The organism is bacterium (assembly GCA_026708055.1).
GTDB lineage: Bacteria > Actinomycetota > Acidimicrobiia > Acidimicrobiales > CATQHL01 > VXNF01.
This window is the reverse complement of the sequence record JAPOVS010000051.1, coordinates 1-18,239: the sequence shown is the minus strand read 5'-3', so window position 1 is coordinate 18,239 and position 18,239 is coordinate 1. Positions and strand designations below refer to the sequence as shown.

Here is an 18,239-nt window from a genome sequence, read left to right as displayed (position 1 = left end):
CACGGCCGGACCGAGCGACCGCGGAGTCGTCCGCCAGTCCGCTCCACCGTGAACGGTTACCTCGAGATCCTCTCCAACACGCTGCTCACCACCCATCTCCCCGCCTTCGAGGCGCGGCTGCGGGTGCGGGAGCGACGCCGCCCCAAGCTGTACTGGCCCGCCGCCCCGTCCTCCGCGGCAACTACTCTCGACGCTGTGGCCGGCCCCACCGCCATGACGGCGATCACCGCCCCCGCTGCTACTCCGGCTGAGGTCCTGGAGCCCTGCGAGAGGGCGATCCTCTCGGTGCTGCGCTTGTGGCCGCGCGGCGCCGCCGAAGCAGCGGTCGCGCACCGGGCGGGCTTCGACGTCGCGACCGCTTCTGCGGCGCTGCGGCGGCTCCGCGATGCCGGGCTCGTCGTGGCCAGCGAGGAGACCCCGCCGGTGCGGCGCCAACATGAGCGCATCGTGTTCTGGCGCCTCGCCGGTGCATCTGCCACCGCGGCGCTCATGGCCGACGTGCCCCGACCCGACCCCACCCAGCGTCGAGGCCCCAAGGGGCCGGTCCCCGATGAGTTCTGGCATCACTTCTGTTCGGGATCGGACCCCGCCGATCTGCGCCTGCCCCGTGACGCCGCCCTCGTGGGCTGCCGCCTCATCGAATCGTTCGACTCCGAGGCCCGATCCTGGGTGTTGTCGAGCTTCACGGTCGAGCAGCTCGCCGCCTGCCACAGCCGCTACCCCGACGCCGGCTCGGAAGCCCCCAAGCTGATCGCCGCGGCCATCGAGGCGCTGACTTGACCGCCATCGGGGACTACAGCGATGTCCTCAGCGACAACATGATCGCGGCGTGGCCCCGCGTCGCCGCCGCCCTCGAGGGCCTCGACTGCGCTCTGATGGGCGGCACCGCCATCGCCATGCTCCTGCGCCACCGCCACAGCCACGACCTCGACTTCATGACCCTGGAACCCTTCGACTCACCCGCCGTCGCCGCCAAGCTGCTGTCAGCCGCTGCCCGCGCCGCCTACAGAGACGACGACCGGCCGCACATCGCCAAAGTCGCCTTCGACGGCGTGCCCGTCACCGTCATGAGAGACCTCCGAGGCTTCGTCGCCGGCCACGCCACCCAGCTCGCCGCCCCAAGCGTCGTCGACGGCATCGCCGTCGGGTCGGTCCCGGACCTCATGGCCACCAAACTCGAAGTCATCCAGCACCGTCGGCAGGGCCGCGACTACATCGACATCGCCGCCATGGATCGCACCGGCGCCTGCACCATCGAAGACGGACTTCGCTACCACCGACAGCGCTACGCCCCCACCGTCACCTACGAGGAAACACTGCACATCGCCCAGCTCGCCACCAGCCCGCCCCCCACAGACCCAGACCCCGCCTTCGACCGCCACCTCACTGAAGCCGCCGGCCACCTCGCCGCACGCCGGCGCGCCGTCCTCGACTGGGCGCTGCAGTCCGGCCTGCGACCACGCCCGTCGTAGCCCAAACCCCCGCGCACAAACTCAGACCGTCACTGCGGGCGAACGGTGCCGCCTATTCTCTGTCGGCAGACGAAGGCTCCGCAGACTGAAAGAGGGCTCCTGAGGCGGACATCCAACACATAGTCGGCTCAGCCCGATCGGTCAGCCAGTTGCTGTCGAACACGCGCTATGGCTTGGACTTCTATCAGCGCGAGTACCGGTGGGCGGAAGCCCAAGTGGCAGATCTCCTCGATGATCTCACCGACCGCTTCCTCGATGAGTACGAGAGCTCACATGAGCGGCCAGCCGTCGCATCCTATCGACCGTACTTCCTCGGTCCGATCGTCACCGCCCAACGTGACGGCGTTCGCTATCTCGTCGACGGTCAGCAGCGGATCACGACCTTGACTCTTCTGCTCATCTGTCTACGGAGGTGGCTCAAGGATACGCACCCCGAGGACGCCACCGCGCTCAACCTGCTGATCTACTCGTATTCCATGGGCCGGAAGACTTTCAATCTCGATGTCCCAGAACGTGCGGATTGTCTCCAGGCCATTCTTGACGATCTGGACTTCGACACTCGCAACGAGCGTGAGTCCGTGCGAAATCTCTGGGACAGATACAGAACCATTCTTGAGCGATTCTCCGATGATCTACGTGGTGAAGATGCGCAGATACTTCCGTACTTCACTGACTGGTTGCAGCACCGAGTAACTCTGGTGGAGATCACTATCCCCGATCAGGATATGGCACTCGAGATCTTCGAGACGATGAACGACCGAGGTTTGCGCCTAACGAGCATCGACATGCTAAAGAGCTACCTCATTGCCCGTGTTGGCGACGAGGATGCCATTCATACGCTTAACGAAGATTGGCGAACGCGCATAACAGCGTTGACTGATGTGGAAGAAAATGCCGATGCAGAGTTCGTAAAGGCTTGGTTACGAGGCAACTATGCTGACACTATACGCCAGGGTAAGGCGAAGGCCTCACCCGGTGACTTTGACGTCATCGGAACTGCATTTCACAAATGGGTACGCGACAAGTCCGAGGACCTCGGCCTACGCAGCGACGATGACTTTCGTCGACTGGTCGTTGACGAGTTCTTTCCGCTAAGCGGACGATACATCGAACTGATCGACGCCTCGTCGAACCTCCGAGATGGACTGCAATCCGTCCGCTACAACACTCGGAGCGGCTTGACACTTCAACTGGCTGTAATTCTTGCTGCGATCACTCCCGAGGACGATGACGAGACCTTCCGACAAAAGGCTGCCCTAGTCGCAGGAGCGCTGGACATCTATGTCGTTCGGCGAATGGTCAACTACCGCAACTTCGGGTATTCCACGATCGTATACACGATGTTCAATCTGATGAAGAAGTTGCGAAACCAATCGACTGAGATGATCAGAAGTGTCTTGTCTGAATGGCTAGAAGAGGAAGACAAGCGCCTCGATGGAATGCTCTGGCTTGGACTCCATAGGCGCAAGAAATCACATATCCGGTATCTTCTCGCACGAATGACATCCTGGCTGGACACTGAGCTTGTGACTGGTGTGCCCTTCGATGAGTACTTGAGCCGGAAGCGTAACCCACCATTTGAAGTAGAACACATCTGGGCCAACCATTTCGAGAGTCACGCTCATGAGTTCGACTTCGAACACGAGTTCGCCGAGTATCGCAACAAGATCGGCGGACAATTGCTCCTTCCCAAAGACTTCAACGCCAGCTATAGCGACATGCCATACGAGGAGAAGCTACCCCACTATTTCTCCCAGAATCCACTCGAACAATCGCTGCACCCAAAGATGTACGAACACAACCCGGCCCTCCGAAGACTGCGCGAAGAACACGATCTGCCATTTAAGTCGTACGAGTCATTCACGAGAGCGGCCATCGACGAGCGTCAAGAACTCTTCCGAGACTTGGCAAAGATCATCTGGAACCCTGCGAGATTCGGACTAGACGCATCTGTCTGAGCGCGCGGCGGTGAACGAATACGTCGTGGATCGTGCCAACGGCGCGGCGACCAACGGTCTTGCCGACCGGGGATCTTCGCCCTCATGCTACTAGTCAAGGAGTTCGCCCCCTGAAGTGTTGATCCGGGCGACGGGGACTACTGATCGAATTCGCCGGTGTCCAAGAGGTGCTTGAATGCCTGCTCGTCGAGGATCGGGACGCCCAACTTCCCAGCCTTGGTGAGCTTCGAGGCGCCGGGCGACGCCCCCGCCACGACGGCCGTCGTACTGCCCGACACACTGCCCGGCGACCGACCACCCCGCGCGGTGATCACTGCCGCCGCCTCCTCCCGGCTGTAGTTCTCGAGGGTGCCGGTTACGACGATGGCCATGCCCTCGAGGGTCGTCGGCAAGACCTCGCCCTCGTCGGTAGGTGACGGGCGAGCGAAGTTCACCTCGGCGGCGCGCAGCTTCTCGACAACGGCCCGGTTGTCCTTGTCATCGAAGAAGGCCCGCACGCTGGTGGCGATGGTGGGACCGACGCCGGGAACTTCCGCCAGCCGCTCCGCGTCCGCCGCGATTATGTCGTCCAGGTGTCTGAACTCGTCCGCGAGAAACTCGCCCACGGCCCCGCCCAGGTGGCGGATGTTCAGTCCGAACAGCAGGCGCGCCAGCGGCCGCTGCTTGGAGGCCTCGATGCCGGCCACGAGGTTGGCGGCGTTCTGCTTGCCGAAGGTGCGCACGGTGGGCAGTTCCGCCACTCTGGCCACCCGCAGCCGGTAGAGGTCGGCGACAGAGGCGACCAGCCCGGCGGCAACCAACTCGGCCGCCAGCTTCTCCCCCAGCCCGGTGATGCCCAGGGCGCCCGCGTACGTCCTGATGCGCCGGACGAGTGAGGCTTCGACCGGCCTCGCTGCGTCGCCGACGGTCGGCGCCCCGGCCCGCGCGGCCTCGGGTTGGATGCCGGCCGCCGGTTCCGTCGGCGCGCCCGCGACCGTCCCGCCTGCGCCGGTGGTGGCTGCCGCCTCCACAGCAGGGGTGACCTGACGAACCTCCGTTGCCTTCGTATCGCCATCCGGCGTGCTAACAACTGTCGCCCTCTTAGCGGCCTCGGTGAAGCCTGCGGCGGCATCTACGCCGGCGCTAGCCAGTGCGGCCAAGACAACCTGCTCGTCCGGGTCCGCGAAGAAGCGCCGGATTTCTCGAGCAACCCTCTCCGAGACCCCATCGGCCCCCCTCAGTTCTTGCTCATCCGCCTCTGCCAACGCTTCGAGACTCCCGCAGTGCCTCACGAGTGCTTGCGCCGTCTTCTCACCCACCCCCTTGATGCCCAATCCATGCAGCAATGCGGCTGACAGCCGCCTGCGGCGGGTCTGGAGGCCTGTCAACCGTCGATAGTCGTATTGTCCACCGAGACAGGCGCCGACCGGTGGTCGGGTCTTGGAGGCCTCGACGGACTTCAGCAGCCTGGCGGCCGCGTCCTCGCCGTAGGTGCTCTCCATCTCCAGCCTGGCGATCTGCTCGGCCTTGGCCGGCAGGACGTAGATATCGCCTACGTCCGATAGCAGCTTCTTGTCGATCAGCAGCCGGACGTTCTTCTCGCCGAGACCTTCGATGTCCATGGCGCCGCGGGAGGCGAAGTGCTCGATGGCGCCGGCCTGCTGGGCGGGGCATTGCGGGTGGCGGCAGTGGTGGGCGGCGTCGTCGCCCTCGCGTACGAGCGGCGAGCGGTTGGCGCAGGGGCAGAACTCCGGGAACACCCACTCCGGCAGCCCCTCGGCGCGCTCGGACTTCACCGGGCGCAGCACCTCGGGGATCACATCGCCGGCCTTGCGCACGACGACGATGTCGCCGGGGCGTACGTCCTTCGCCCGTACCTGATCCTCGTTGTGGAGCGTGGCCATCTGCACCGTGGAGCCGCCCACGAAGACCGGCTCCAGCACGGCGAACGGCGTGGCCTTGCCCTTTCCGCCGATGGAGACCTGGATCTCCCGCAGCCTGGTGCTGCGCTCCTCGGGCGGGAACTTGTAGGCCACCGCCCAGCGGGGATGGTGGCTGGTAACACCCAGTGCCCGCTGGCGCTCGAAGTCGTCGACCTTGATCACCACGCCGTCGGTTTCGTAGTCGTGGGCGTGGCGCTGCTCCTCGGCCCTCAACACATAGGTCTCGACAGCAGCTAGATCCTCGATACGACGCCAGGCGTCGTTGACGGGGAGCCCCAGGTCGGCGAGGAACTCCAGCGTCTCGCTGTGGCGCTCGAGGGTCGGGCCGCCGACGGTGGTGCCGAGCTGGTAGCACCACCAGCTCAACTCCCGCTCGGCGGTGACGGACGGATCCTTCTGGCGCAGCGACCCCGCCGCGGTGTTGCGGGGGTTGGCGTAGCGGGCCTCGCCCGCTGCCTCCCGCGCCTCGTTGAGCCGCTCGAAGGCGGGGATCGCCATGTAGACCTCGCCCCGCACCTCCAGCACCTCGGGTGCGCCGGGACCCAGCGAGCGGGGCACGTCGTCGATGGTGGCGACGTTGTGCGTGACGTCCTCGCCCACCCTGCCGTCGCCGCGGGTGGCGGCGCGCACCAGCCAGCCCCGCTCGTAGCGCACAGAGATCGCCAGACCGTCGAACTTCAACTCGCAGACGTAGGGACCGGCGGGCCCGTCGAGACGGGAGGCGGCCCGCGTGTCCCAAGCCTGAAGCTCCGCGATGTCGAAGGCGTTGTCCAGCGACATCATCGGCACATCGTGGGTGACCGGGGCGAACAGCACCGACGGCGGGGCACCGACGGTCTGCGTCGGCGAGTCGGGATCGGCCAACTCGGGGTAGCGCTCCTCGAGGGCGCGCAGCTCCGCGACCAAGGCGTCGTAGTCGGCGTCGGGGATCTCCGAACCGCCCCGCCCGTAGTAGAGCTCGGCGTGACGGCGCACCAGCCGGCGCAACTCCTCCGCCCTGGCCCGATCGGCCTCGGACGGCACGGCTGCCGCACTCCCGGTCGAGCGAGGCTCACTCACCACGCCCGAACTGTACCGACGCCCTGCGACACAGTCCCGCACTTCATTCCCGAACCGCCCACCGACGGCCACGTCCGAATCCCCGGACCGCCGCGAACTGCGCCCGGCCGGCGAGTTCGAGCAATTGGGCATGCAGCATCGGGGCCGGCCTCCCCGGCACCCGCGCCGGGATGACGCATGCACAGGATCGCTCGGGAAACCCCTGCCGGCGAATAGCTTTGTGCACATGACGCGTAGACGGATGGCGGCGCTGCCGGCGGTTCTGGTTCTCGTTGTGACCGCGTGCGGCGGCGGAGCCGGCGACGGCGAGACACCGGCAGCCGGCACACCCACCACGACGTCGGCCGCACCGGACACGGCCGGCGACGAGACGACCGCCACGCCGCCAACCCCCGCGGACCCGCAGCCCGCCGCCGGCGACGAGCCCACCGAGGCGCGCGGCGGCGAGTTGATCCTGGCCGTGGAGCAGTGGCCCGAGTGCCTCAACCCAGTGACCTCCTGCGCCAACTCCACCTGGATGATCTGGTCGGTGGCGACGCACCTGCTGCCGTCGCTCATGGAACTGGACCCCGGCAACGCCTACCGGCCCTCCCCCACCCTCCTCGAGGAGCCGACCATCGAGAACGACGGTCTCGCGGTGGCCGACGACGGCACCTTCACGGTCACCTACCGCCTGAACCCCGAGGCCGTCTGGAGCGACGGCACGCCGTTCACCAGCGCCGACGTGCGGTTCACCTGGCGGGCCCGCCTCGACACCGACGGCACCCTCGGCACCATCGGCTACGAACTCATCACCGACGTCGACACCAGCGACCCGCACACCGCGGTGGTCACCTTCAGTGAGATCTACGCCCCTTGGCGGGACCTGTTCGGATTCGTGCTCCCCGCCCACGCCCTCGGCCCCGACACCAACATCGCCGGCGCCTGGAACGATCACATCCCCGTCTCGGCCGGCCCCTGGCTGCAGCAGTCCTGGAGCCAGGACCAGCACGTGCTGGTCCCCAACGAGCTCTACTGGGTGCCCGAGCGCCGGCCCCTGGTGGACCGGGTCGTCATGGTGCCCCGCGAGGACACCGACTCCGAGATCGTGGCCCTGCAGACCGGCGAGGTCATGGCGGCGTTCCCGCAGCCGTTCCCCGGCGCCGTGCAGCGCCTCACCGGCGATCTGACCTTCGTGGGCGGCGGCGGCACGTACCTGGAGGGGCTCTGGATCAACCAGAACGCCCCCGACCGCCGCTTCGAGATCACCGGGAACATTCGCCGGGCCGTGGCCTACTCGCTGGACCGCCAACTCATCGCCGAGGTGGCGCTGGGCTCCATCATCGACGATCCCCAGGTGTTGCAGTGCGCCGGCTGGAACCCCACCTTCGGGGAATGGTGCAACGACGACTTCGCCCGCTACACCCAGGACCTGGACGAGGTGACAGAGCTACTGACCGCCGAGGGCTGGAGCCGGCCCGACCCCGACGGCCTCTGGGTGAACCCCGAGGGCGAGGAGTTGATCCTGCAGTGGAACACCGTGGCGGGCAACAAGCGGCGCGAGGACGTGCAGGCCCTCGTCAGCGAGATGACCGCGCCGTTCGGCATCGGCTGGGAGATCATCAACTACGACGCCGGCGAGCTGTTCCAGAACCGGCTGCCGGTCATGAACTTCGGGCCGGTGGCGCTCTACGCGAGCAGCACATCACCCGATCCGTCCGTGCAGACGCTGTACGACATCGACGGCATCCCCACCGAGGCCAACGGGTACACCGGCCAGAACTTCACCGCCTACGCAAGCCAGGAGGCCAGCGACCTGGCCGCTGCCATCGACCGGGAGGTGGACGCCGGGGCCCGGCTGGCGCTGGTGCACGAACTCGGGGCGATCCTGGCCGACGACGTGCCCTGGATCCCGCTGTACCTGCTGCCCTACCTGCTGGTCTGGAACAGCTCGCTCGTCGAGGGTCCCGGCGCCTACGCCTTCAGCGTCTACGGCGGCTTCAAGGACATCTACGACTGGCGCGTCATCGGCTGAGAGGCGGACGGGAGCGCCGCCCCGCGGACCCTCACACGGGCGCCGGCCGGGGCACAGGAGGCGAGGCCGAGGCGACGTGAGCGGAGTCCGAAGGTCACGGCGGGTGCACCCGTGATCGCCTACGCCCTGCGGCGCCTGGCCGTCACCGTCCCGGTGCTGGTGGTCATCTCCTTCGGCACGTTCTGGGCGGCCGGGCAGATCTCCAGCCCCGCCGCCCAACTCACGCTCAACCCGCGGATCAGCCCCGAGGCCAAGCAGGCCTACATCGAGCTGTTGGGCCTGGACCGCCCGCTGCACGTGCAGTACGGCAAGTGGCTCGGCAACTTCGTGACCGGCGACTTCGGCACGTCGCTGGTCAAGAACGGCCAGGACGTGTGGCCCTTCGTGGAGCGGGCCCTGGCCAACACGCTGCTGCTTGTGGCCGCGGCCGTCAGCCTCTCCCTGCTGATCGGCCTGGCCGTCGGAACGATCTCGGCCATCCGCCGCGGCTCGCTGTGGGACTACACCTCGGTGGGCGTGTCGTTCCTGGGCATCTCCATCCCGGTGTTCTGGCTGGGCCTGATGCTGCAGTTGTTCTTCGGCCTCTACCTGGCGAACTGGCTGGGAGTGGGTCCGCCCCTGCTGCCGACCGCGGGCATCTACTCACCGGGCCAACAGGGCTTCGACCTCCTGGATCGGGTCCGCCACCTGATCCTTCCCACGATGGCGCTGTCGCTGCAGCTGGTGGCCGTCTACAGCCGCTACATGCGGTCCTCGATGCTGGAGGTGATGGGCGCCGACTACATCCGCACCGCCCGCGCCAAGGGGCTGCGCGAGAGCCGGGTGGTGGTGCGCCACGGCATGCGCTCGGCGCTGGTGCCGGTCACGACGCTGGTCGCCATCGACATCGGCCAACTCGTCGGCGGCCTGATCGTCACCGAGCGGGTGTTCCAGTACCCGGGCATGGGGCTGTTGTTCCTCGACGCCCTCAACGGCGGCGACTACACGATCCTGCTGCCGGTGGTGATGATCACGGCGGTGGCGGTGTTCGCGCTGAACCTGGTCGCCGACCTTCTCTACGGGGTGCTGGATCCCCGTGTGCGCCTGGGGCGCGGGGCGGTCCGCCATGTCTGACGGGCCCGCAGCCTCCGGCGGGCGCGGCGCTCTGCCCGCGGGTAGCGGCGAGGCCGAGTCCCTCGCCACGGAGAGGCCGATGAGCCCGTGGCGGCTGGCGCTGCGCCGCTTCCTCCGGCGGCGACCGGCGGTCATCTCGGCCGTGGTGCTGGTGGTGATCGTGGCCGGCGCGGTGTTCGCCGACCGGGTCGCACCGTTCGGCCCGGTGGAGCAGAACCTCGACGACATCCTGGCGAGCCCCGACGGCACCTACCTGCTGGGAACCGACACCCTCGGGCGCGACAACCTCAGCCGCATCCTCCACGGCGGGCGCGTCTCGCTGCTCGTCGGCGTCATGGTGGCGCTCATCGCAGGTGGCGTCGGCACCGTGGTCGGCATCGTGGCCGGTTACTTCGGCGGGCTGCTCGACGCGGTGCTGATGCGCCTCACCGACACGTTGCTGGCACTGCCGGGGCTGATGGTCGTCATCGTCGCCGCCAGGCTCCTCGGCGACGGTGTGTGGGACGTGGTGATCGTCCTCTCGGGCATCGCCTGGATGGCGCTCGCCCGCATCGTGCGGGGCAAGGTGCTGGCACTCAAGGAGCTGGAGTTCGTGGAGGCGGCACGGGCGCTGGGTGTGCCGAGGTGGCAGATCATGCGCCGCCACCTGCTGCCCAACCTGGTCGGCGAGATCACCGTCACTGCCTCGCTCACGGTGGCGGCGGCAATCCTGGCCGAGTCGACCCTCAGCTTCCTGGGCCTGGGCGTCAGCCCCACGCACACCGCCACCTGGGGGAACATGCTGGGCGGGAACGAGGGGTTCGTGATCACGGCGCCCTGGTTGGTCTGGGCACCGGGCCTGGCGATCGTCATCACGGCTCTGTGCGTCAACTTCATCGGCGACGGCTTGCGCGACTCGCTCGACCCGACGCAGGAGGAGCTGTGAGTACCTCGGCCGGGCCGGCGCGATCGGGCCCTCGGATACTCTCCCCGACCGAGCCGTTGCTGTCGGTGCGGGACCTGCGTACCGAGATCGACACCGAGAACGGGACGGTGACCGCCACCGACGGCATCAGCCTCGACCTGTACGAGGACGAGGTGCTGGCCGTCGTCGGCGAGTCCGGTTGCGGCAAGACGGTGCTGGCGCTGTCGATACTGGGGCTGCTGCCGCGGCGCACCGGACGCATCGTCGGCGGGCAGGTGCTGTTGCGCGGCGAGGACCTCGCGCAGGCCACCCCCGAGCGCCTGCGGGAGATCAGGGGGGCGGAGATCGCCATGATCTTCCAGGACGCCCTCACCGGGCTGCACCCGCTGCGGCGCGTCGGCGACCAGATCGTCGAGATGATCCGCGCCCACGAGCGCGTGCCCCGCGCCGTCGCGAAGCGCCGGGCCATCGAGCTGCTGGACCTCGTGGGCATCCCGGCGCCCGCCCGGCGCGCCGACTCCTTCCCTCACGAACTCTCCGGCGGGATGCGCCAGCGGGTCATGATCGCCATGGCCGTGGCTCTCGATCCGAAGGTGCTGATCGCCGATGAGCCGACCACGGCGCTGGACGTCACGGTGCAGGCTCAGATTCTGGAGACCCTGGCCCGGATCGCGCGTGACCTGAACGGGTCGATCCTGCTCATCACCCACGACTTCGGCGTCGTGGCCTCCGCCGCCGACCGGGTCATGGTCATGTACGCCGGCAAGTCGGTGGAGCAGGGTCAGGTGCGCAAGGTCTACCGGCGCCCCCGACACCCCTACACGGCCGGCCTGCTGGCGGCGATGCCCCGCATCGACGACACCCCGGGCGACCTGGCGCGCATCGCCGGCACGCCGCCCAGCCTCATCCATCCGCCGCCCGGGTGCCGGTTCGCTCCCCGCTGCGGCTTCGCCACCGACGTCTGCGGTGTCGAGGCTCCGGAGATGCGGGTCTGGCCGCCGGGAAGCGACGTGTCCGTGGCCTGCCACCACAGCGAGAGCATCGGGCCGGCGCCGTGAGTGCCGCGCCCGCCGCCGCCGCCGAGGGCCGGGACCCGGATCCCGCCGACAGACCACTGCTGGTCGTCGAGGGGCTCGAGAAGCACTTCGGCACGCGCCGCAGCGTGCTGAAGGCGGTGGACGGCGTGTCCTTCGATCTCGAGGCCGGCCGGACGCTCGGCCTCGTCGGCGAGTCGGGCTGCGGCAAGTCCACGACGGCGCGGCTGATCCTGCGCCTCCTGGAGCCGACGGCCGGCTCGATCCGCTATCGCGGCCAGGACCTGACGGCCCTGCCGGCCGCCGAGATGCGCACCGTGCGGCGCGAGCTGGGCATCGTCTTCCAGGATCCCTACGCCGGCCTGAACCCGCGCCTGACCGTGCGCAACATCGTCGGCGAGGGCCTGCGGGTCTGGGAGCCAGGCGCCGACATCGGCCGGCGGGTGGCCGAGCTGCTCGAACGGGTCGGCCTGGATCCGGCGTTCGCCCGGCGCTACCCCCACGAGCTCTCCGGCGGGCAGCGCCAGCGGGTCGCCATCGCCCGTGCCCTGGCGCCCGGGCCCTCGCTGCTGATCTGCGACGAGCCGGTCTCGGCGCTCGACGTGTCGGTCCAGGCCCAGATCCTGAACCTGCTGTCCGAACTGCAGCGGGATCTGGAGCTGGCGATCCTGTTCATCTCCCACGACCTGGCGGTGGTGCGCCACATCTGTGACCGGGTGGCTGTGATGCACGTCGGGCGGATCACCGAGATCGGGAGCCGCTCGCAGGTCTACGGGAACCCCCGACACCCCTACACGCAGGCGCTGCTGTCTGCGGTGCCGCTGCCGGATCCCGATCTCCAGCGGCGACGGCAGCGGGTGCGACTGGAGGGCGACGTGCCCAACCCCCTGGACCTGCCATCGGGGTGCGCCTTCCGGACTCGCTGCAACCGGGCCGCACCACGCTGCGCCGACGAGGACCCCGAGCTGACCCTGCGGGGCCTGGACCACCCCGTGGCCTGCCATTTCGCCGCCGATCTGCCACAGTCGCCCGCGCCGTAGCAGGCTGGAGGGGTGATCGGGAAGCTCTGGATCGCCGGGCTGCGGGCTCTCTGGGCGTCACTGCCCTGGAGTGCCGGCCGGCTGCTGGGCGAGGCGCTGCAGGACGTCTCGGGGGCGTTCGCCACCACGGCCGGCGCCGGTGCCTGGGCGCTGTGGGCCGTGGGGCTCACCGCCCTGCTCGTGCCGCACACCACCTCGCTGACGGTGCTGCGGATCCTGGCGCCGGGGGTGCTGGCCGCGGCCTGCTGGGCGGCGGCGGTCACCGGAGCCGGGACGGCCGCGGCGCTGGGCCTGGCCTGTGGCGCGATGGTGGCCGTCGGCGCCCTGTCGCCGCTGGTGGGTGACCGGTTCATCGACGCCACCAGCTACGGCCACGAGCGGCGCCTGGCGCTGCGGGCGCCGGCGGCGGTGCTGGTCGGCGTGCTGGTGCCGACCTGGGCGCTGACGCTGGGGGGAATGGCGGCGGGCCCGCTGCTATGGGCGGCGGGCCACTGGGTGCTGGGGCCGCTGGTCACGGTGGCGGGCTGGCTGATCGCTGTGGCCGGGATGCGGGCCCTGCACGGCCTGGCCCGGCGCTGGCTGGTGTACGTGCCGGCGGGACTGGTGCTGCACGATCGCCTGGCCCTGGCCGAGCCGACGCTGTTCCGCCGGCCGGTCATCGCCGCCTTCGGGCCGGCGCCGGCGGGCAGCGACGCCCGCGATCTCACCGCGGGCGCCGGCGGGCTGCTGTTCGAGCTGCGTCTCGCCGAGCCGGTGAGCCTCACCCCCGCCCGCTCCGGCGGCGCCCACGAGAAGGTCGCCGCCCTGCTCGTGGCGCCCACTCGACCGGCCGCCGTCGTGGCCGAGGCCCGCAAGCGCCGCATCCCCACGCCGGCCGCCTGAGGGCGGCACGACTTCAGGTGGCTATCCCGCCGCCCAGCACCTCGTCGCCGTCGTAGAACACCACGCTCTGGCCCGGCGCCACCCGTTGCTGCGGCGCCTGCCAGCACACCCGGGTGCCGTCGAGGGTCGCCGGGCGGGGTGCGCCGTGGGCACTGGTCTGCACCAGCATCGGCCCCTGCACGGGCCCGGCCGCCCACGCCACGTCGCGCACCTGCTGGTGGTCGCGGAGCAGATCCGCCCGGTCGCCGAGGGTCACCACGCCCCCGGCCACGTCGCGCTCGACCACGTACAGCGGACGTTCCTGTCCGCCCACGCCGAGGCCCTTGCGCTGGCCGAGGGTCACCAGCTGTGCAGACGGGATCTCGCCGAGCTGCCGGCCCGAGGTGTCGACGACCCTGGCGGGAGTCGCCTCCAGTCGCGCCGACAGGAACGAGTCCCGCTCGCCGCGCCGGATGAAGCAGACGTCGGTGCTGTCGGGCTTGGCGGCGGTGCGCAGGCCCAGCTCGGCGGCCTTGGCGCGCACCCGGTCCTTGGTCATGTCGCCCACCGGCAGCAGCACCCGGGAAAGGGTTTCCTGGCCCAGCATGTACAGCACGTAGGACTGGTCCTTGGCGGCATCGGCGCCCCTCGCCAGGCGGCGGGTGCCGTCGGGACGGCGCACCACCCGGGCGTGATGGCCCGTGGCGACGGCGTCGAACCCCAGCGCGTCGGCCCGCCGCAGGAGCCTGTCGAACTTGATGTGGCGGTTGCACTCGACGCACGGGTTGGGCGTGCGGCCGGCGACGTGATCGTCCACGTACGGCTCCACGACGCGGGCGGAGAAGTCCTCGCCGAAGTTGAAGACGTGATGGTCGACGCCGAGGGCGTCGGCCACCCGCCGGGCGTCGATCACGTCGGCCACGGAGCAGCAGCCGGTGTCCGACGGCCCGCCCCACAGCTTCATCGTGACACCGACCACCTCGTGGCCGTCCTGAGCAAGAAGGGCCGCCGCCACCGAGGAGTCCACGCCCCCCGACATCGCCACCAGGACCTGCACCGGCCGATCCCCGTTCCCGGACCCTGCCTAGGCCGCCGCCCGGCGCAGTTGGGCGACCGCCGGGGGCAGCACCGCCAGAGCGGTCTCCACGTCTGCCTCGCTGCTGGCGGCGCCGAGCGACAGGCGCAGCGAGCCCCGCGCCAGCGACCGGGGATAGCCCATGGCGGCGAGCACGTGGGACGGGTGCTCGGCACCGCTGGCGCACGCCGAGGCGGCCGAGGCGTACACGCCGCCCCGCTCGGCGAGGAAGAGCAGCGCCTCACTCTCGATGCCCTCGAAGCACAGGTGGCAGGAACCGGCCACCTTCGCCGACCGGTCGACCGGCGTGGCGGCACCGGTCGTGGGACGGACACCGGACTCGGTGACGCCCTCGACGGACGCCCGCAGGCCGTCGGCGAGACGGTCGCGCAGCCGGCCGGCGCGGGCCACCACATCGGCCCGGCGGGCAACAGTGAGCCCCGCCGCCACGCCCATGCCGACGATCCCGCTGACGTTGGGGGTGCCGCTGCGGCGCTCGGACTCCTGGCCGCCGCCCACCAACTGGGCCTGCAGCGCCACGCCGTCGCGCACCACCAGAGCGCCCACCCCCTTGGGGCCACCGAACTTGTGGGCACTGATCGAGATGAGATCGGCGGGGGCGGCCAGGGCGGCCACGTCGAGCCACGGGAAGGCCTGCACCGCATCGGTGTGCAGCAGCGCGCCGGGCGCGTGACGGGCGATCACCTCGGCCACCTCGGTCAGGGAGCAGATGACGCCCGTCTCGTTGTTGGCCAGCATCACCGAGACCAGCCGCACGTCGCCGTCGAGGGCGTCGGCCAGGGCGTCGAGGTCCAGAGCACCTTCGTGGTCGACACCGACGACGCGCCCGCCCAGCTGCTCGGTGGGTCGCAGCACGGCGGGATGCTCGGTGGCGCTGCAGACGACCGTCCCCCCCGGGCCGCCCGAGCCGGCACCGAAGACCGCCAGGTTGTCGGCCTCGGTCCCGCTGCCGCAGAACACGATCTCGCCGGGCCGGGCGCCGAGCGCCTCGGCCAGGACGTCCCGGGCGTCGTCGCCGGCCCGCCGGGCCTCGCGGGCCATGCGGTGCGCCCCGGTGGGGTTGGCGTAACAGCCGTCGTAGAACTCCCCCATCGCCTCGACGACCTCGGGGTGCATCGGGGTGGAGGCGGCATGATCCAGGTAGGCGACGGCAGCCATGTCCCCAGGCTAGGGCCCGTTTCCAGGCGGCCAGCGCCGTCGGCGGGCTCGTGTTGCGGCGACGGCGTTGAATTCGGCGCGGGCAGCGACAGGCTGGAGTCGTGGAGGACTACCACCCCCGGACCTACGGCGAGGCGTTCGCCGACGTCTACGACGAGTGGTACGCCGACGTCACCGACACGACGGCGTGCGTGGCCGCGGTCGCCCGGCTGGCGGGTGGTGGGCCGGTGCTGGAGATGGGAGCGGGCACGGGACGCCTGGCGCTGCCCCTGGCCGCCGCCGGCGCGGACGTGTGTGCCCTGGACGCCTCCCGGGCGATGCTGGCCGCCCTGGCCGCCAAGCCCGGCGGCGAGCGGGTGCTCCCGGTGCTCGGCGACATGGCCCGCCCGCCGTTGCGTCCCGGGGCCGGCTTCGCGGTGGTGCTGTGCGCCTTCAACTCGCTGTTCAACCTGCCCGCCGCGACGGAGCAGCGGCTCTGCCTCCAGGCGGCGGCCACGCTGCTGGCACCCGCCGGCCACCTGATCGTGGAGACCTCGCTGCCGGGCGCCGGCCACGAACCCGGCGAGACCGGGGGGATCGCCACCGAAGCCGGGGAATTCCAGGTGGACAGCGTGGACGTGCGAGCCGTCGAGTCCGACCGGGTGGTGCTCAGCGCCTGGCAGCACGATCCGGTGAACCAGAACATCCGCGGTCAGATGATCGACATCGCCACCGGGGAGATCCGGCTGCGCCCGTGGCGGCTGCACTACCGCACCGCGGCCCAGCTCGACGCCGCCGCCCGCGACGCCGGGCTGGCATTGGTCGAGCGCTGGGCGGACTGGCGGGGCGGGACGTTCGACCCGATCCTCTCGACGGAGCAGATCGCCGTCTACCGGCCGCGCCGGTGAGTGCCCAGCGATGAGGCTGCGCGTCGAGACCACCATCGCCGCCCCGCCCGAGGCGGTCTGGGCGCACCTGGAGGACATCGCCACCCACACCGAGTGGATGGCCGACGCCATCTCGATCGAGTTCCTGACCGATCAGCGCCGGGGTGCCGGGGTGCGCTTCGCCTGCCGGACTCGCGTGGGGCCGCTGCGCACGACCGACCTCATGGAGATCACCGAGTGGTCGCCGCCGAGCCGCATGGGCGTCCGCCACACTGGTGCGGTCTCCGGGGAGGGTCGCTTCGAGCTGGCGTCGGAGCCCGCGGGCCCCTCCACCCGGATGGTGTGGCGTGAGGGCCTGCGATTCCCGTGGTGGCTGGGCGGGCCGCTCGGCGCCCTCGGGGCTCGACCGGTGCTGCGGCGCATCTGGCGGGGCAATCTCGAACGCCTCAAGGCCCGAGTGGAGTCGTCCCCGGAGCGCTAGCAGGCCCCGGCGCCCTCAGATGAGCGGGTCGATCCAGGTGGTGGCCGCCAGCAGACCGGTGAAGAAGAAGAGCCCGGCGAGGCCGGCCCCCGCCATCGAGGCCAACCAGCTCGGCACCCTGCCGCGACGATCGGGCGCCAGCAGGATCCAGCTTGCCAGCAGACCGCCGGCGAGGCCGCCGATGTGGCCGCCGATGGAGATGTTCGGGATCAGGAACGTGGTCACGAGGTTCAGCACCAAGAGCCCCATCACCCCGGAGTCCCGCGCCCGCCGGCCCCCGGCGCGGGAGGCCATGAGGTGCGCCCCCATCAGGCCGAAGACGGCCCCCGAGGCGCCGATCGTGAGCGCCCGCGGCGAGGCCAGCAGGGCACCCAGCGAGCCCGCCAGCAACGCCGCCAGGTACAGCACGGCGAACCGCACGACACCCAGCCGCCGCTCGAGCGGCGCCCCCAGCAGTCCCAGGAGCAGCACGTTGAAACCCACATGGAGGATGTTGGCGTGCAGGAACCCGCTGGTGAACAGCCGCCACCACTCCCCATCCACGGCGACGGCCGGACCCCACAGGGCGCCGTTCTCCATGATGTCGCCGAGACCACCGAGATCGCGCCACACCGACCGGCTGGTGGCCGCGGAGACGACGAACAGCACCAGGTTGGCCGCCACCAGGGCGCCGGTGAGCGCGGCGCGGCGCTTGGCGAGATCGAAGGCCGCCGGGCCGGACACCACCACCGGCTGCACGCGGCGGCGGGGGGCGGCTGCGGGCCGGGACGCCGCCGCGGCTCCGAGCGCCCGCCCCCGGCGGGCGGCGGCCACGCAGTCGGGACACTGGAACCCGACGGGGGCGATGATCTGGCAATCGGGACAGATCGGCCGCTCGCAACGCTGGCAGCGCACACCGGCGGGACGGCTCGTGTGCCGGTAGCAGACCGGCTCCGATCCTGCCCGGTCACTCACCCCGTCACCCTACCGGGGCCCTGCGGTGCCTCCGGCGCTGCGCCGACCCGCCGCGGGCGCCGGTTACAGTGAGCGCCGAGCTGCGGAGGCCCCATGATCGCCAACTCGATTCTCGCCCACCAGGGTGGCTGGGACGAGATCCTCATCATCATCGGCCCGATCGCCGCCATCGTCGGGATCGTGGCGCTGGTCCGCCGCCGGCTGCACCGTGAGGCCGAGGAGGCCGAGACCGACGTCGCCTCGCCGACCGGCGGCGACGCCCTGCCCTCCTAGCCCGCCGGTACCCAGGCGACGTCGGCGCCGAGAG

At 70.2% G+C, this 18,239-nt stretch carries 16 protein-coding genes; 12 read left to right on the top strand and 4 right to left on the bottom strand.

Translation table 11 applies throughout. The annotated features are described in order from the left end of the window. Positions 1-48: 48 nt before the first annotated feature. The 3 genes from OXG55_10660 (at position 49) to OXG55_10650 (ending at position 3,430) form a co-directional block, all read left to right on the top strand. The gene (locus tag OXG55_10660; protein ID MCY4103702.1) at positions 49-780 is read left to right on the top strand and encodes a hypothetical protein; all 732 of its coding nucleotides are present in this window, start codon (positions 49-51) and stop codon (positions 778-780) included. Then, positions 777-1,472: a nucleotidyl transferase AbiEii/AbiGii toxin family protein gene (locus tag OXG55_10655; protein MCY4103701.1), complete on the top strand. Its 696-nt coding sequence runs from the start codon at positions 777-779 to the stop codon at positions 1,470-1,472. Before OXG55_10660 ends, OXG55_10655 begins: the two co-directional genes overlap by 4 nt. 149 nt (positions 1,473-1,621) lie before the next feature. Further along, positions 1,622-3,430: a DUF262 domain-containing protein gene (locus OXG55_10650; GenBank protein MCY4103700.1), complete on the top strand. Its 1,809-nt coding sequence runs from the start codon at positions 1,622-1,624 to the stop codon at positions 3,428-3,430. A 137-nt stretch (positions 3,431-3,567) separates the two neighbouring features. Here the strand turns inward: OXG55_10650 and ligA are convergent, their stop codons facing one another. Further along, on the bottom strand, positions 3,568-6,375 hold the full coding sequence (gene ligA / locus OXG55_10645) for an NAD-dependent DNA ligase LigA (GenBank protein MCY4103699.1): 2,808 nt from the start codon (positions 6,373-6,375) through the stop codon (positions 3,568-3,570). 262 nt (positions 6,376-6,637) lie between these two features. Here ligA and OXG55_10640 point away from each other — a divergent pair, with 262 nt between their 5' ends. From OXG55_10640 to OXG55_10615, 6 genes are all read left to right on the top strand, one after another. Further along, positions 6,638-8,425 (top strand): ABC transporter substrate-binding protein, encoded by a 1,788-nt coding sequence (locus tag OXG55_10640; protein MCY4103698.1) that lies wholly within the window; start codon positions 6,638-6,640, stop codon positions 8,423-8,425. Between the two features lie 111 nt (positions 8,426-8,536). Beyond that, positions 8,537-9,538: an ABC transporter permease gene (locus tag OXG55_10635; GenBank protein MCY4103697.1), complete on the top strand. Its 1,002-nt coding sequence runs from the start codon at positions 8,537-8,539 to the stop codon at positions 9,536-9,538. Between the two features lie 79 nt (positions 9,539-9,617). Continuing rightward, the gene (locus tag OXG55_10630; protein ID MCY4103696.1) at positions 9,618-10,463 is read left to right on the top strand and encodes an ABC transporter permease; all 846 of its coding nucleotides are present in this window, start codon (positions 9,618-9,620) and stop codon (positions 10,461-10,463) included. Then, on the top strand, positions 10,460-11,500 hold the full coding sequence (locus tag OXG55_10625) for an ABC transporter ATP-binding protein (protein MCY4103695.1): 1,041 nt from the start codon (positions 10,460-10,462) through the stop codon (positions 11,498-11,500). Before OXG55_10630 ends, OXG55_10625 begins: the two co-directional genes overlap by 4 nt. Before the next feature lie 56 nt (positions 11,501-11,556). Continuing rightward, on the top strand, positions 11,557-12,516 hold the full coding sequence (locus tag OXG55_10620; GenBank protein ID MCY4103694.1) for an ATP-binding cassette domain-containing protein: 960 nt from the start codon (positions 11,557-11,559) through the stop codon (positions 12,514-12,516). A 12-nt stretch (positions 12,517-12,528) separates the two neighbouring features. Continuing rightward, on the top strand, positions 12,529-13,398 hold the full coding sequence (locus OXG55_10615) for a hypothetical protein (GenBank protein ID MCY4103693.1): 870 nt from the start codon (positions 12,529-12,531) through the stop codon (positions 13,396-13,398). 13 nt (positions 13,399-13,411) lie between these two features. On the opposite strand, the gene mnmA is transcribed toward OXG55_10615, so the two are convergent. Both mnmA and OXG55_10605 read right to left on the bottom strand, forming a co-directional pair. Beyond that, positions 13,412-14,434 carry a tRNA 2-thiouridine(34) synthase MnmA gene (gene mnmA / locus OXG55_10610; protein ID MCY4103692.1) on the bottom strand — a complete coding sequence of 341 codons (1,023 nt, stop codon included), beginning with the start codon at positions 14,432-14,434 and terminating at the stop codon, positions 13,412-13,414. 27 nt (positions 14,435-14,461) lie between these two features. Continuing rightward, the gene (locus OXG55_10605; protein MCY4103691.1) at positions 14,462-15,631 is read right to left on the bottom strand and encodes a cysteine desulfurase family protein; all 1,170 of its coding nucleotides are present in this window, start codon (positions 15,629-15,631) and stop codon (positions 14,462-14,464) included. A 101-nt stretch (positions 15,632-15,732) separates the two neighbouring features. Here OXG55_10605 and OXG55_10600 point away from each other — a divergent pair, with 101 nt between their 5' ends. Next, the gene (locus OXG55_10600; protein ID MCY4103690.1) at positions 15,733-16,518 is read left to right on the top strand and encodes a methyltransferase domain-containing protein; all 786 of its coding nucleotides are present in this window, start codon (positions 15,733-15,735) and stop codon (positions 16,516-16,518) included. Positions 16,519-16,528: 10 nt separating this feature from the next. Next, positions 16,529-16,978: an SRPBCC family protein gene (locus tag OXG55_10595; GenBank protein MCY4103689.1), complete on the top strand. Its 450-nt coding sequence runs from the start codon at positions 16,529-16,531 to the stop codon at positions 16,976-16,978. A gap of 15 nt (positions 16,979-16,993) precedes the next feature. On the opposite strand, the gene OXG55_10590 is transcribed toward OXG55_10595, so the two are convergent. Next, positions 16,994-17,932 carry a rhomboid family intramembrane serine protease gene (locus tag OXG55_10590; protein MCY4103688.1) on the bottom strand — a complete coding sequence of 313 codons (939 nt, stop codon included), beginning with the start codon at positions 17,930-17,932 and terminating at the stop codon, positions 16,994-16,996. Positions 17,933-18,025: 93 nt separating this feature from the next. Between OXG55_10590 and OXG55_10585 the strand changes: the two genes are divergently transcribed. Continuing rightward, positions 18,026-18,205, top strand: coding sequence for a hypothetical protein (locus tag OXG55_10585; protein MCY4103687.1), 180 nt, complete (start codon positions 18,026-18,028; stop codon positions 18,203-18,205). Positions 18,206-18,239 lie beyond the last annotated feature (34 nt).